The sequence below is a fragment of the Staphylococcus sp. GDY8P126P genome (assembly GCF_017891965.1).
GTDB classification, from domain to species: Bacteria; Bacillota; Bacilli; order Staphylococcales; family Staphylococcaceae; genus Staphylococcus; species Staphylococcus saprophyticus.
On record NZ_JAESKG010000001.1, the window covers coordinates 358,603 to 372,177 of the forward strand.

At 33.1% G+C, this 13,575-nt stretch carries 12 protein-coding genes; 6 read left to right on the forward strand and 6 right to left on the reverse strand.

Annotated features, from left to right (window positions below):
- Positions 1-242: 242 nt before the first annotated feature.
- From KA893_RS01765 to ezrA, 4 genes are all read right to left on the reverse strand, one after another.
- On the reverse strand, positions 243-1,016 hold the full coding sequence (locus KA893_RS01765; RefSeq protein WP_002483028.1) for a sulfite exporter TauE/SafE family protein: 774 nt from the start codon (positions 1,014-1,016) through the stop codon (positions 243-245).
- 54 nt (positions 1,017-1,070) lie between these two features.
- Positions 1,071-2,294 (reverse strand): tRNA uracil 4-sulfurtransferase ThiI, encoded by a 1,224-nt coding sequence (gene thiI, locus KA893_RS01770; RefSeq protein WP_037538284.1) that lies wholly within the window; start codon positions 2,292-2,294, stop codon positions 1,071-1,073.
- Positions 2,291-3,427, reverse strand: coding sequence for a cysteine desulfurase family protein (locus tag KA893_RS01775; RefSeq protein ID WP_037538282.1), 1,137 nt, complete (start codon positions 3,425-3,427; stop codon positions 2,291-2,293). The genes thiI and KA893_RS01775 overlap by 4 nt, the downstream gene beginning before the upstream one ends.
- Before the next feature lie 541 nt (positions 3,428-3,968).
- Positions 3,969-5,660 carry a septation ring formation regulator EzrA gene (gene ezrA, locus KA893_RS01780; RefSeq protein ID WP_037538279.1) on the reverse strand — a complete coding sequence of 564 codons (1,692 nt, stop codon included), beginning with the start codon at positions 5,658-5,660 and terminating at the stop codon, positions 3,969-3,971.
- A gap of 225 nt (positions 5,661-5,885) precedes the next feature.
- Between ezrA and KA893_RS01785 the strand changes: the two genes are divergently transcribed.
- From KA893_RS01785 to KA893_RS01795, 3 genes are all read left to right on the forward strand, one after another.
- On the forward strand, positions 5,886-6,350 hold the full coding sequence (locus tag KA893_RS01785) for a GAF domain-containing protein (protein WP_011302889.1): 465 nt from the start codon (positions 5,886-5,888) through the stop codon (positions 6,348-6,350).
- Between the two features lie 255 nt (positions 6,351-6,605).
- The gene (gene rpsD / locus KA893_RS01790; protein ID WP_002483023.1) at positions 6,606-7,208 is read left to right on the forward strand and encodes a 30S ribosomal protein S4; all 603 of its coding nucleotides are present in this window, start codon (positions 6,606-6,608) and stop codon (positions 7,206-7,208) included.
- 155 nt (positions 7,209-7,363) lie between these two features.
- The gene (locus KA893_RS01795) at positions 7,364-7,891 is read left to right on the forward strand and encodes a GNAT family N-acetyltransferase (protein WP_037538272.1); all 528 of its coding nucleotides are present in this window, start codon (positions 7,364-7,366) and stop codon (positions 7,889-7,891) included.
- 246 nt (positions 7,892-8,137) lie between these two features.
- On the opposite strand, the gene KA893_RS01800 is transcribed toward KA893_RS01795, so the two are convergent.
- On the reverse strand, positions 8,138-8,884 hold the full coding sequence (locus tag KA893_RS01800) for a glycerophosphodiester phosphodiesterase (RefSeq protein WP_037538269.1): 747 nt from the start codon (positions 8,882-8,884) through the stop codon (positions 8,138-8,140).
- 76 nt (positions 8,885-8,960) lie between these two features.
- Here KA893_RS01800 and KA893_RS01805 point away from each other — a divergent pair, with 76 nt between their 5' ends.
- From KA893_RS01805 to serA, 3 genes are all read left to right on the forward strand, one after another.
- Positions 8,961-9,401, forward strand: coding sequence for an SACOL1771 family peroxiredoxin (locus KA893_RS01805; RefSeq protein ID WP_011302886.1), 441 nt, complete (start codon positions 8,961-8,963; stop codon positions 9,399-9,401).
- A gap of 165 nt (positions 9,402-9,566) precedes the next feature.
- Positions 9,567-10,727 (forward strand): pyridoxal-phosphate-dependent aminotransferase family protein, encoded by a 1,161-nt coding sequence (locus KA893_RS01810; RefSeq protein WP_002483019.1) that lies wholly within the window; start codon positions 9,567-9,569, stop codon positions 10,725-10,727.
- Positions 10,720-12,336 carry a phosphoglycerate dehydrogenase gene (gene serA / locus KA893_RS01815; RefSeq protein ID WP_002483018.1) on the forward strand — a complete coding sequence of 539 codons (1,617 nt, stop codon included), beginning with the start codon at positions 10,720-10,722 and terminating at the stop codon, positions 12,334-12,336. Before KA893_RS01810 ends, serA begins: the two co-directional genes overlap by 8 nt.
- Positions 12,337-12,420: 84 nt before the next feature.
- On the opposite strand, the gene KA893_RS01820 is transcribed toward serA, so the two are convergent.
- A complete protein-coding gene (locus KA893_RS01820) occupies positions 12,421-13,542 on the reverse strand; it encodes an HAD family hydrolase (protein WP_210125544.1) in 1,122 nt (373 codons plus the stop codon).
- Positions 13,543-13,575: the final 33 nt, after the last annotated feature.

Consider the following 13,575-nt stretch of genomic DNA (forward strand, 5'->3'; position numbering starts at 1 on the left):
TTAAACACAATTAAATCCTAAATGTATACCTTAAATAAGATTAATAATGAGAGCATAGTAAGAAATCAATCCATTTTGATTTCTTACTATGCTCTCAACAATTCATCATTTACTTTAGACCATACTGTTTCTTATTGATAAACACTTTCTGTTAAAATCCAATCACGAGTTTGACTCAAAACTACTACAAAAATGAGACTTATGTATTTATAACAGATTTTATATACTGTACTAATTGATAGCTATATGATTTGCATTAAATAATCATAAGCATTTTTCAAGATTAATATTGCAGTCACGACTATAAATAATACTTTGACGTAGCCCACACCTTTTTTTATAGCAAACATAGCACCTACATAAGAACCACATATCATACTTACAGCCATAATCAAGCCATAAAAATAATCCACTTGGCCTAAGCATATAAATAAGAGGAGTGCACCTAAATTGGAGGCAAAGTTTAACACTTTCGCATTACCTGCCGCGCCTAAAAAATCAAAACCAAACATTAGTAAAATAAAGAGCATAAAAGAACCCGTTCCGCCACCTAAAAATCCATCATAAAAGCCTATTAAACACATGAGTAAAGCAAATAGTATTGCTTTCCCAAAAGTTAATTTGGTAAAAGTACGGACGTTACCCCAATCTTTTTTCATAATCGTGTAAATCATCACAATGGTTAATATGACAATAACAACTGGTTTTAAGAGCTCTGAAGGTAAGAATGTGGCGATACTGGCGCCACCAATAGCGAATACAAATACAAATGGAAATAATTTACCAACAATTTTCAAATCCACATTGCCAGAACGCAAAAAGCGAAATGCACTTGTCAAAGAACCGAATGCACTTGCTAATTTATTTGTTCCTAATGCTGTGGATGGCGGCATACCAACTGCAAGCAATGCAGGTATTGATATTAAACCACCACCGCCTACAACTGCATCAATAAATGCAGCCAAAAATCCAAGAAGAATAATGATGATTACAATTGAAACATCCCACTCTAACATTTAACCAACCCCTTTATTTATTAAAAAATATATATTCCATGACACTTTAATATATTAAAATAAATCGTCAGCTAGTGCTTGTGTTGCTGTATCTTTTTCACTTTGGTAATCACTAGTAATAAGCAATGTTTCAATACCATCTACAGCTTGTTGTACTAATGGTTCAAAATCATAACCAATTTCATATTTTTCTACTTTTTCAATATCTGGTTCAGTTATAGGATTTTTTGGCGTGAAGATTGTGCAACAATCTTCATAAGGTTGAATAGACACATCAAACGTTCCAATTTCTTTCGCTTTTTTTACAATATCTTCTTTATCTAACGTTAATAACGGGCGAAGTACTGGTGTAGAAGTGACATGGTTAATAGCATACATACTTTTTAGCGTTTGACTTGCCACTTGACCTAAATTTTCACCATTTACTATCGCATGGGCATCAATATCATGAACAACTTTATCCGCAACGCGCATCATCATGCGCCTTGTTGAAGTCATTGTATAGCGTTCATGTACAACTTTATTAACTTGTTTTTGTAAATCTGTAAAAGGAACAATATGCAATTTTATGGGTCCTACATGTCCAGATAAAATGCGTGTTAATTCAATAACCTTTTCTTTCGCTTTTTCACTTGTAAATGGCGGACTATGAAAATGAATCGCTTCTACTGTAACACCTCTGCGCATAACTTCTATACCTGCAACAGGTGAATCAATACCGCCGGATAGCATAAGCAATGTCTTACCACCCGTACCTACTGGTAATCCACCTGAACCTTCAATCACTTGATCGTACATATAGATTGCATCTAAACGTACTTCAACTTTAATGTTGTGATCTGGGTTATGCACATCGACTGATAAATGGTTCATAGCATCTAAAACAGCGCCACCGACCGTGCGTTGCAATGCATACGTATCATATGAAAAGTTTTTATCTGAACGTTTTACATCAATTTTAAATGTATCACCATCTGCATATTCCTTAGCAAAGCGCACCGCTAATTCATTAGCCGCTTCTACTGTCTTTTCAATTTTTAATACGGGACTGATAGAATAAATACCGAAGACTTTTTTTAGTCGATTACACATTTCTTCAATATCTGCGCCTTCGTCTAATTCAATATACATTCTGTCTCTATTTGCCTTTACTGTATAACCTTGTAACGGCATTAATGCACGCTTTACATTAGAACGTAATTTGTTCACAAATATTTTACGGTTGGCGCCTTTTAAAGTAAGCTCACCGTACCTCACTAATATGTGATCATAAATCATACTAACAACTCCTTCACTTCTTCATATACTAATTTGAATTTTTCCTTGAATGTTTCAATATCTGCTTCAGTAGTATAGCTATCCATAGAAATACGGATACTACCTTCAATTTGCTTCGTTGGAATACCCATTGCTAACAAAACTTCATTAATACTTGCTTTTTTCGAAGAACAAGCACTCGTCGTTGATAACATGATGTCATTTTTAGAGAATGCATTCACCAATACTTCACCTTTAACACCTGCCAACCCAACATTTAAAATATGAGCAGCAGCACCCTTAGGTGAATTAACCTCAACACCACGAAATGCAACCAAATATTGGCGTAATTCATTATTAAATTCGCTTAACCGACTATTTAAATCCTGTGTATGATTAACTGCTGATTTCATCGCTTTAACGATAGCAATATCCATCGGTAAGTTAACCGTCCCACTTCTCACACCAAATTCTTGTCCACCACCATGAACAATTGGTTCTAACTGATGTATATTTCGAACAAATAAAATGCCTTGGCCTTTCAAACCATTAAATTTATGTCCGCTTAGACTAAGTGTATCTACACCTTCAAATATGAGTGGTGTTTTCCCAATAGCTTGTACTGCATCAACATGTAAATGTGCTTTAGGATATTGATGAACAATTTCTGCTATATCGGCAATCGGTTGTATTTGACCCATTATATTGTTGACATGCATACATGTAACAAGTCCTACATTATCTGACATTAATGTTTGAAGGTGATTCAAATCTATTCGACCTTCATCTGTTACATCGACATACTTCACAATAAATCCTTCGTCCTCTAGTGAACGAACCACTTCTAAAACGGAGGGATGTTCTAATAATGAAGTGATAATTTCATTGGCGAAATTCTTTTTCTTATAAGCAATACCTTTAAGTGCTATATTATTTGATTCAGTAGCACCACTTGTATAAATAATATCAAATGTATTATCTAAATTAAATAAGTCTTTAATTTGTCGTTTTGATTGTTGTAATAATTGTTCTGCTTGTAAACCTGCTTGATGTGGACTATTAGGATTAAAATATAATGATTGATTCACTTTAATAAAAGTATCTAACACATCTTGATTAGGCTTCGTTGTTGCAGCGTTATCAAGGTATATCAATGTTTTCACTCCAATTTTTTCTTGTAGTTTATTTGAGCTCCGAAAAGCGTCGGGTTTTAAAATTTTATATCTTAATCGGAATATGCTACATATAAACATTTCACTTAACAGAATATATGCATGCGCTCCACCTATTGATTTTAATGATTTAACATTAATACATTTTATAACTAAATTAGATTGAATATACGCACTTAAATACATTTTCATATGTTTTAACTATCCGATTAAAACTTACACTGTTAGCATTATACTCGCTTTTACTAAAAATAAAAGAGACTGAGACATAAATCATATAATTGTTAAATAATTTACGATACTAGCTTGTTCATCATGGGATTAAATAAAAATCAATTCACATTCAATGCACACTTCACGTATTCAAATCGATGAACATGCATTACAAATAAAACGCTATGTATCGACTGTCCGTTTTTTTAAATTAACAATCCTCATTCGAATCAACGATCGCAAAAAAGACTCGAGACAATCAGTGTCTCGAGTCTTTTCTAATCTATAGTTATGCATAATGTGTTTAATATTAACCAATAACTTTTGATTCTATTTGTTTTGTAATACCAGGCTCAACGCTTTCCAATGCTTGTTCAGAAATTTCAATTGAACGTTTATACCTATTGTTCTTAAATAAGCGTTCTGCTTCATTAAGACTTTTATCAATATTTGAACTATCTTTACGATAACGATTGCCATATTCAATTAGTTTTTCTGCATAAACTGCATTAACAAGTACATCTGTAGCTTCATCATCAAATTTATTCATTTGTAGGACGACTTTAGATACTTTATCTTTTAACTGTTTGACATGAATTGGACGTACACTAAATTTCTTGTTAACTTCTCTTACTTCATAATCAATTTCATTTTTCATAATGATAAAACGTTCCGGTACACTTGGTAAATTAGAAGCAAGTAATTTTCTATATACTTCTTCTTTTTTACTTTGTACTCGTAAAATATTTTCTTCAGCTTCTGCCTCATCTTCACGCAATTGAATTAAATGATTTTGTAATTTTTCTTGTTTTTCATTAATAACAGCTACATGTTCTTCGATATATTTCAAGTTGTCTTGCACTTCACTATAACGCACTGCAGATTTCGCCATTTCACGTAAAATTTCATCATATACTGAAATCATATTTTGAATTTCATTTTCAAACTGTCTTACATTTTGTACGTCACTTTCATTTATATAATAATTTTCGCGCACATATTCAATTTCAGTTTGTAATGTATAGTTCATTTCTTTTGCTCTAAATAAATTATCTGTAATAACTTCTTTTGTTTCTTCAACATCATTTTTAGCTTTAACTTCAAGCTCGATTAGTTCGTACATTTCATCTAATCGGTCATTAATGCTGTTTAATTTTTCATTTGCTTCATCAAGTTCTAATCTGCTTATCATTGGCTCTACAAAGCTTAACTCCGTTTTTAATGTTTGAAGCGTGCTATCAATTTTGACATGATCCAAGTCGTAGCCTTCTACTTTCAAGTCTCTACAACCATATTTAATGTCTTGGAATTGGCCGGGCAATTCTTTTTGTGCTTCTTTTATTAAATCTGGAATTTCATCCATATCTGTTTTTAAATAATTCATGTCATCATTTAAAGTTTTGATATGGTCATGTGCTTGATTGAAATTACCTTCTGATTTAAGCGTTTCATAAGTTTCCATTTCTGGAACAAAAGATTCGATTTCTTGTTCAAGCGGTGAAGCTGCTTCGCCGAATTGATGTCTGTTTGCTAACACATCACGCTTCATTTCGCGGTAATCCGTTTTACATTCATTATATAAATGGTCACTTTGTTTATGTAGTCCTATAATCTCTTCTACTTGTGTAGTGAGCTCATTATAGTTCGCTTCATATTGATCCATCATTTCATGCGCTTCATCCACTTCAGTTTGAGCTTGTGAAAACTTAAATTTATCAAGCAAGCCCTCTGCATCATGAATCTTTTCTTCTACCGGTAATAAATACTGATTTTTACTATCTAACGATGATTGTTTCAATCTATCATACGTTGATTTTGTCTCACCTGTTAAGTTAAATTCTGTTAATTGAGATAAACTTTCATCGTATGGTAATTGTTCAACTTTATGCTTTCGTTCTTCAGCCTTTTCTATCATTTGGCTTTTATTTGAACGCATATAGAACAATACACCAACAATAATGAGTATAATGAATATAATTGCTAAAACGATATACAACACCATATGTTTTCTCCTCCTATTTTATCACTGTTTATTATAACGTAAGTTACCTATGCATTAAAAGAGAAAATGGATTAATTCATGTGAATATTTTTTATTTTATTTAAAATGATCTCTAATAATAATATGTATTAGGTTATTTATTATCTAACCCTTTTCAAATCAATTGATTGATTACTATTAAAACAGTCTTTATACTAAATGAAAAGTAAAAAGTGAGGTTATCTAATGACGGAAGTTAAAGAAACAAACTATAATTTATTGGAAAAACAAGTGAGTAGTTTAATAGAAGATGAGTCGAATTTAATTGCTATACTGAGTAATGTATCCGCGCTACTAAATGATTCGATTGATCAAATTAACTGGGTTGGATTTTATCTTATTGAAAACGAAGCATTAATTTTAGGGCCATTCCAAGGTCATCCTGCATGTGTTCATATCGCAATCGGCAAAGGTGTATGCGGTACTGCTGTTTCTGAAGAACAAACACAACTTGTAGATGATGTGAATGCATTTCCAGGTCACATTGCTTGTGATGCGAATAGCAAATCTGAAATTGTTGTTCCACTTCGTAAAAATAACCAAATTATTGGTGTATTAGATATCGATGCGCCTATTACAAGTAGATTTACTGATGTAGACAAAAATGGCCTAGAACAAATTGTTGCTCGTATTGAAAAGCAAATATCATAATTCCATCGCAACTTGAATATGGACAAAGTCGAAAAGACTATTGACAGCAACCGATAACATGTTACAATGTACTTTGTGTGAATAAACGAAATTAGCAGTTGCGTATTAGTTGGCTCTATGTTGTTCCCAACGCGGACGTGCCGTGTAACCGTTGCTATGAGGCGAGGACACATAAAACAATATATCCAAGTAAGCATGCAACACTCTTTTTTGTTTTTTCATAACAAACAAAAGAGAAAAAGGAGGAGTCTTATTATGGCTCGATTTAGAGGTTCAAACTGGAAAAAATCACGTCGTTTAGGTATCTCATTAAGTGGTACTGGTAAGGAATTAGAAAAACGTCCTTATGCACCAGGTCAACACGGTCCTAACCAACGTAAAAAATTATCAGAATATGCATTACAATTACGTGAAAAACAAAAATTACGTTACTTATATGGAATGACTGAAAGACAATTCCGTAATACATTCGAAATCGCTGGTAACCAACATGGTGTCCACGGTGAAAACTTCATGCAATTATTAGCTGCTCGTTTAGATGCAGTTGTATATTCATTAGGTTTAGCGCGTACACGTCGTCAAGCTCGTCAAATCGTTAACCACGGTCACATCGAAGTAGATGGCAAACGTGTTGATATTCCATCATACACTTTAAAACCTGGTCAAGAAATCTCAGTTCGTGAAAAATCTTTAAAATTAGATATCATTGCTGAATCAGTTGAAATTAACAATTTCGTACCAGACTACTTAGAGTTTGATGCAGATAACTTAAAAGGTAAATATATCCGCGTTCCAGAACGTAGTGAATTACCTGCTGAAATCAATGAACAACTTATCGTTGAGTACTACTCAAGATAAACATTGTCTTTTCAACCAAGAAGTCCTTTACGGATTTCTTGGTTTTTTTATTTTGGTTTTTAATACAAACTGACATACACCCCTATTATATGTAACGTCTTAATTTACAAACCTTCTGACATTTCGTATGCTATAAGTATAGAGGAGTGTTAATCTTGATTATTAGAGCATTAGAAGAAACAGATTTAGATTTCGTTCATCACTTAAATAATGAATATTCTATTATGTCATATTGGTTTGAAGAACCCTATCAATCATTAAGTGAGCTTCAATCTTTATATAAAAAACATATCTTAGATGAATCAGAACGCCGATTCATTATCGAACACGACCATATACGAATTGGTGTTGTAGAATTAGTAGAAATTAATTTTATACATAGTAACTGTGAGATTCAAATCATTGTTGATCCAAAATTCAGTGGTAAAGGCTTTGCTAAGAATGCCTTTAAAATGGCCATTGATTATGCATTTCTTGTACTAAATTTACATAAAATATATTTGTTTGTAGATGTAAGCAATGAAAAAGCTGTCCATATTTATAAAAGTCAAAACTTCACTATTGAAGGTACCTTACAAGAACACTTTTATACTAGAGGCGAATACAGTGATTGTTTTGTAATGGGATTACTAAAAAAGAACTGGATAAATCACCATGATAATGATTTATCACACATTCGTTAGTTAGCTACGAGTTAAAATATACATTAAAAGTAATGATTTTTAATATAACAACTGTATAGTTGTTATATCCCAGTATCCACAAAATTAAAAGAAGGTGAGCTTTTCTTTTGCTCATTCATATATCTTACTATTCCTTTTCAAAGGCATAAAAGCGCCGAGACATACATTGCTGTCTCGGGCACTTTTATGTCTAATTTAATACTAATATAAATAACTTTATACAAACTGTTTCATTTCAATTTTAAATTAATTTATAAGTGTTTCTGGATTATCTGATATTAACCCATGAACTCCTAACGTTATGAGTCTGTTGGCCGTTTCAGAGTCATTTACTGTATACGGCATCACCATTAATCCATTCTTATTTGCTCTTTTTAAAAATGTTTCATTCACTAATGAAAACTGTGGATTGATATACTGTGCGTATTTACTGATTTGTTTAAATTTAGGTAAGCTGTACCAATATTTTTTCTTACTAATTAAAACACCTAACTTATACCCCTTCTTTAAGTTATATATTTTTTGAATCATTTGTTGATCAAATGATTGAATAATCACCTTTTCTTTAGGCATTTCATATGCCTCCAATTTATTGAGAAGTTCTATTTCTATATTTGGATATAATTTAGGGTATTTGAGTTCTATCAATAATTTTTGAGGGGCTTCTTTAACCATTGCTAAGACATCATCTAACTTCATGATTATTTGCCCTTTAAATGCCTCGTCTTTATATATGCCAAAGTCAAATTGTCGCAAAGCTTCTAATGTATACGCCTTTACTTTTCCTTTGCCATTAGATGTACGGTCTATCGTCTTATCATGAATGACTACAAGATGATTATCTATTGTTCTATGTATATCTATTTCCAACATATCTATATTGCTAGTTAAGGCAGCTTCCAACGCGATGCGTGTATTTTCTGGATACTTAGTAGCCAATCCGCGATGTGCAACTAATACAAATTGTTGGCGATTAAATTTGTTATCTTGCAAACCTTCCTCCTACTTTCTTTATCTCTCAATTTCAACTAAACTTAAGTTATCACATTTAATCAGGAGGTCAATCGATATGGTCCAACATGAATTTAAAGTACAAACAAATTGGAATGGTGGTCGTGACACAGTCGGCAACTTACAAGGCGATATTTTAGAAGAGCAAATTTCTATTCCATCGGGTTTAGGGGGTAATGGTACAGGAACTAATCCAGATGAATTGCTTGTTTCTGCTGCTTCTTCTTGCTATATCATTTCATTAGCAGCTGTTTTGGAACGTTCTGGTTTCACAGATATTAAAATCGCTCAATCATCGATTGGTACAGCTATTTTTGAAAATGCAAAGTTTCGCATGGATAATATCGTACACTATCCAGAAATTTATGTATCTCAAGAACAAAAAGATAATTTAACTAAGAAACTCCCTAAATTGTTAAAGGTTGCAGACAACAATTGCATGATTTCTAATTCCTTGAGAGGAAACGTTGAAGTAAAAATAGTACCAAAAATAAAATAATTTCAAAAAATTTTTATATGTGGCGGAATATGATTAAATTAACAATGAATACCCTTACATAATTTTTAGATTGATTCTATTTCGCCCTTTTTTCTAACTAAAAGCTTTTTTATTTTCTGAAAATTTGCTAAACTTGTACAATCTTAAGCATTGGGGGAATTAGTCATGAAATATTATCATCCATTGTTACTTACACCAGGACCTACACCAGTACCAGAACAAATATTACACGCAACACAATTACCTATGGTTGGACACCGATCAAGTGATTTTGAATCAATAGCGGAGGAAGCATTTCGCGCACTAAAACCTATCTTTGGTGCTAAAAACGATGTCATCATCTTAACTTCAAGCGGTACAAGTTCTCTTGAAGCAAGTATGCTAAACCTAGCTAACCCAGAAGATGATATTGTGATTATTGTTTCCGGTGCATTCGGTAATCGCTTTAAACAAATTGCTGAATCCTATTATAAAAATGTACATATTTTTGAAGTCGAATGGGGTAAAGCTGTCAATGTACCCGATTTTATAGATTTCTTAAAATCTTTGAATAGACAAGTCACAGCTGTCTACAGTCAATATTGTGAAACATCAACCGCCGTCTTACATCCTGTGAATGAATTAGGTCATGCTTTAAAAAATTATGATCCATCCATTTTTTACGTTGTCGACGGTGTAAGCTGTATTGGTGCTGTTGATGTGGATTTAGAACGAGATCAAATTGATGTACTTATTTCAGGAAGTCAAAAAGCAATTATGTTACCACCAGGATTGGCATTTGTCGCATATAATGATCGTGCGAAAGCTAGATTTGCCGAGGTCACTACACCACGTTTCTATTTAGATTTAAATAAATATCTAAAATCACAAGCTGAACATTCAACACCCTTTACGCCGAATGTTTCATTGTTTAGAGGGGTCAATGCTTATGCACAATTAGTAAATGAAGAAGGATTTGAACAAGTTATACGTCGTCATTACGCTATTCGCGATGCGTTAAGACAAGCGTTAACCGCTTTGGATTTAAATCTTCTTGTAGACGAAGCTTATGCTTCTCCTACCGTTACTGCCTTTATACCGAATTCAAAAGAAGAATTAAATTATATTAAAACAGAACTAAAAAAACGTTTCGCCATCACCATTGCAGGCGGTCAAGGCCATTTAAAAGGAGAAATTTTACGCATTGGTCATATGGGGCAAATCTCACCTTTCGATATATTACAAGTCGTATCAGCTTTAGAAATTCTCTTAACAGAATATAGAAATCAATCTTATATTGGCACAGCCATTACTCAGTATACGGAGGTTATCAAAGCATATGTATAAAATTTTAGTATCAGATCCAATCTCACCAGAAGGTTTAAAAAGCTTAATCGATCACAATGATTTTGAAGTTGTCATCGATACAGAGTTAGATGAAGCAGAACTTATTAATCAAATTGCAGATTATCAAGCACTTATCGTTCGTAGTCAAACGCAAGTAACTGAGGCAATCATTGAAGCTGCCCCAAATTTAAAAGTGATTGCGAGAGCCGGTGTTGGTGTAGATAACATCGATGTCGATGCAGCGACAAAACATGGTGTGATTGTTATTAACGCACCTGATGGTAATACAATTTCTGCAACAGAACATTCAATGGCAATGATTTTATCCATGGCTCGTAATATTCCTCAGGCACATCAATCGTTGAAAGATGGCAAGTGGGATCGTAAGACATATCGCGGAACTGAACTTTACAATAAAACGCTTGGCGTCATTGGTGCCGGTAGAATTGGTTTGGGTGTCGCTAAACGTGCACAAAGCTTTGGGATGCACATTTTAGCATTTGATCCTTATCTTTCTGAAGATAAAGCGAAAGAATTGAATGTCACTCGAGCTACTGTTGAAGAGATTGCAGAGCAATCAGATTTCGTTACAGTTCACACGCCACTTACACCAAAAACAAAAGGCATTGTAGGTAAAGCATTTTTCGAGAAAGCTAAACCAAATTTGCAAATTATAAATGTAGCACGTGGTGGTATTATTGATGAAGCCGCTTTGGTTGATGCGCTTAATCAAAATCAAATACAAAGTGCGGCAATAGACGTATTTGAAAGTGAGCCAGCAACGGAATCCCCTCTTGTAAATCATGAAAAAATTATTGTAACGCCACACCTTGGAGCTTCAACTGTGGAGGCACAAGAAAAAGTTGCAGTATCAGTAGCAAATGAAATTGTTGATATATTTGAAAATGGTAATGTATTCAATGCGATTAATGCACCGAAAATGACTTATAGTGAAATTAATGATGAATTAAAACCATATATTGAATTAAGTCAACTTACCGGTGAAGTTGGTATACAATTGCTTGAAAAAGCACCCCGTGAATTGCATATTAAATATGAAGGCGACATTGCTCTGGATGACACAAGTTTACTTACGCGTACGCTCGTATCAGGTGTATTAAAACAAGATCTAGCAGAACGTGTAAACTTAATTAATGCACTCGTACTTCTTAATGAACAAGGTGTGTCTTATAATATTGAAAAAAATGCAAAACATCGTGGGTTTAGTAACTATATTGAATTAACCCTTATAAACAAAGATACACAAATTAAAATAGGTGCTACAGTATTAAATGGATACGGCCCTAGAATAGTAAGAATCAATGACTATCCCGTTGACTTTAAACCAGAGCGCCATCAGCTTGTCATCAATCATAATGATAAACCAGGTATTGTAGGTCGTACTGGTCAAATTCTAGGGGAATATGGCATTAATATTGCTTCTATGCACCTCGGTCGTATTAATCAAGGTGGTAACGCATTGATGATCTTATCCATTGATCATCCAGTTACTGATGATGTTATAGATGGCTTATATGAAATTGAAGGTTTCAATTTAATTAGAAGCGTTGAACTTGAAATAGAACCAGATGCAAATTATATTATTTAAATAAATAATAAAAGCAGCTTAATCCTTATAAAGCGAAGGGTTAAGCTGCTTTTTTGTCTAATATACGATTGTAACAGGTTATTTTTACAATAAAATATTTCTAATCTCACCTACATGATCGACAATATAATCAGCACCATAATCTACTAATTCATCACGTGCATGTATACCTTTCAAACCTGTTAACGGTCCGATAAATGTTGCTCCTATCTTTTTCGCACTCAATAAATCTGCTAAAGAGTCGCCAACAACAAAGACTTCATCTTTGTCTACACGATTTTCTTGATTAGTAGCATAGTGTCTATATTTATCTTGATGGTTCCCTTCCAATGTCGCTAAATAGCTAAATGGATTAGGCTTACCTAGTGGCTTTAATTCTGGATATAAATCTTCTGCAATTAAAACTTCACTGGCAGTTACAATATGTACTTCATCAAAGTAAGACTTAATACCTATTGTTTCAAAAGGCACTATTGTTTCAGTTCTCGGTCTGCCAGTTGCTATGGCAATATGATAATTTGCCGACTTTAAATCTTCTAATAATTGCTTAATCTCTGATACAGGTCGTAACACGACTTCATTATATATATAGCCATGTTTAAAGTCAGACCGATTTTCTTTCTTTTCTACCTCGTTGAAAAGTTGATGTCCTAAATACCATTCTTGATAAACTTCTTGTGCAAGCATCCAGAACGGACTTTTCAGTTCAAATACGGCTGTTTTTGTCGTATTTAATTGTTCACTCGCATAATGTATTAAATCTTGATAAATATTTTCCTTACCTGCTGTTACACCATCTAGGAATGATAGTGGCAATGTAAAATCTAAAGAAACATTTTCAATTTTTTCACCTATCCACTGAAACGTCTCTTGTCCAAATTGATTAGAATCGAGCACGCGATTGACATCTTCAGAAGGCAATGTCTTACAAATTTCAATAAAATGGATTGCCAAAACGACAAACAACATATCCCAATTGGAATTTAAGCCTAACGATTTTAATTTAGTTAATATTTCATCATGATAAAAAACAATATCTCTTATTTCAGAGATTTTTGCATCACTTAAATTTTCAAACTGTACAGTTGTATCTAAACCTATGTATGACTCACTCATCAGGATTTCATAAACAGTTAGTGCAGATACATCAAAACACCTTTCTTCACTTAAAAAAACACCATCAACATCAAATAATACCGACTTCATTATACCAACTCTCCTTTAATCAGAAAATTCTGA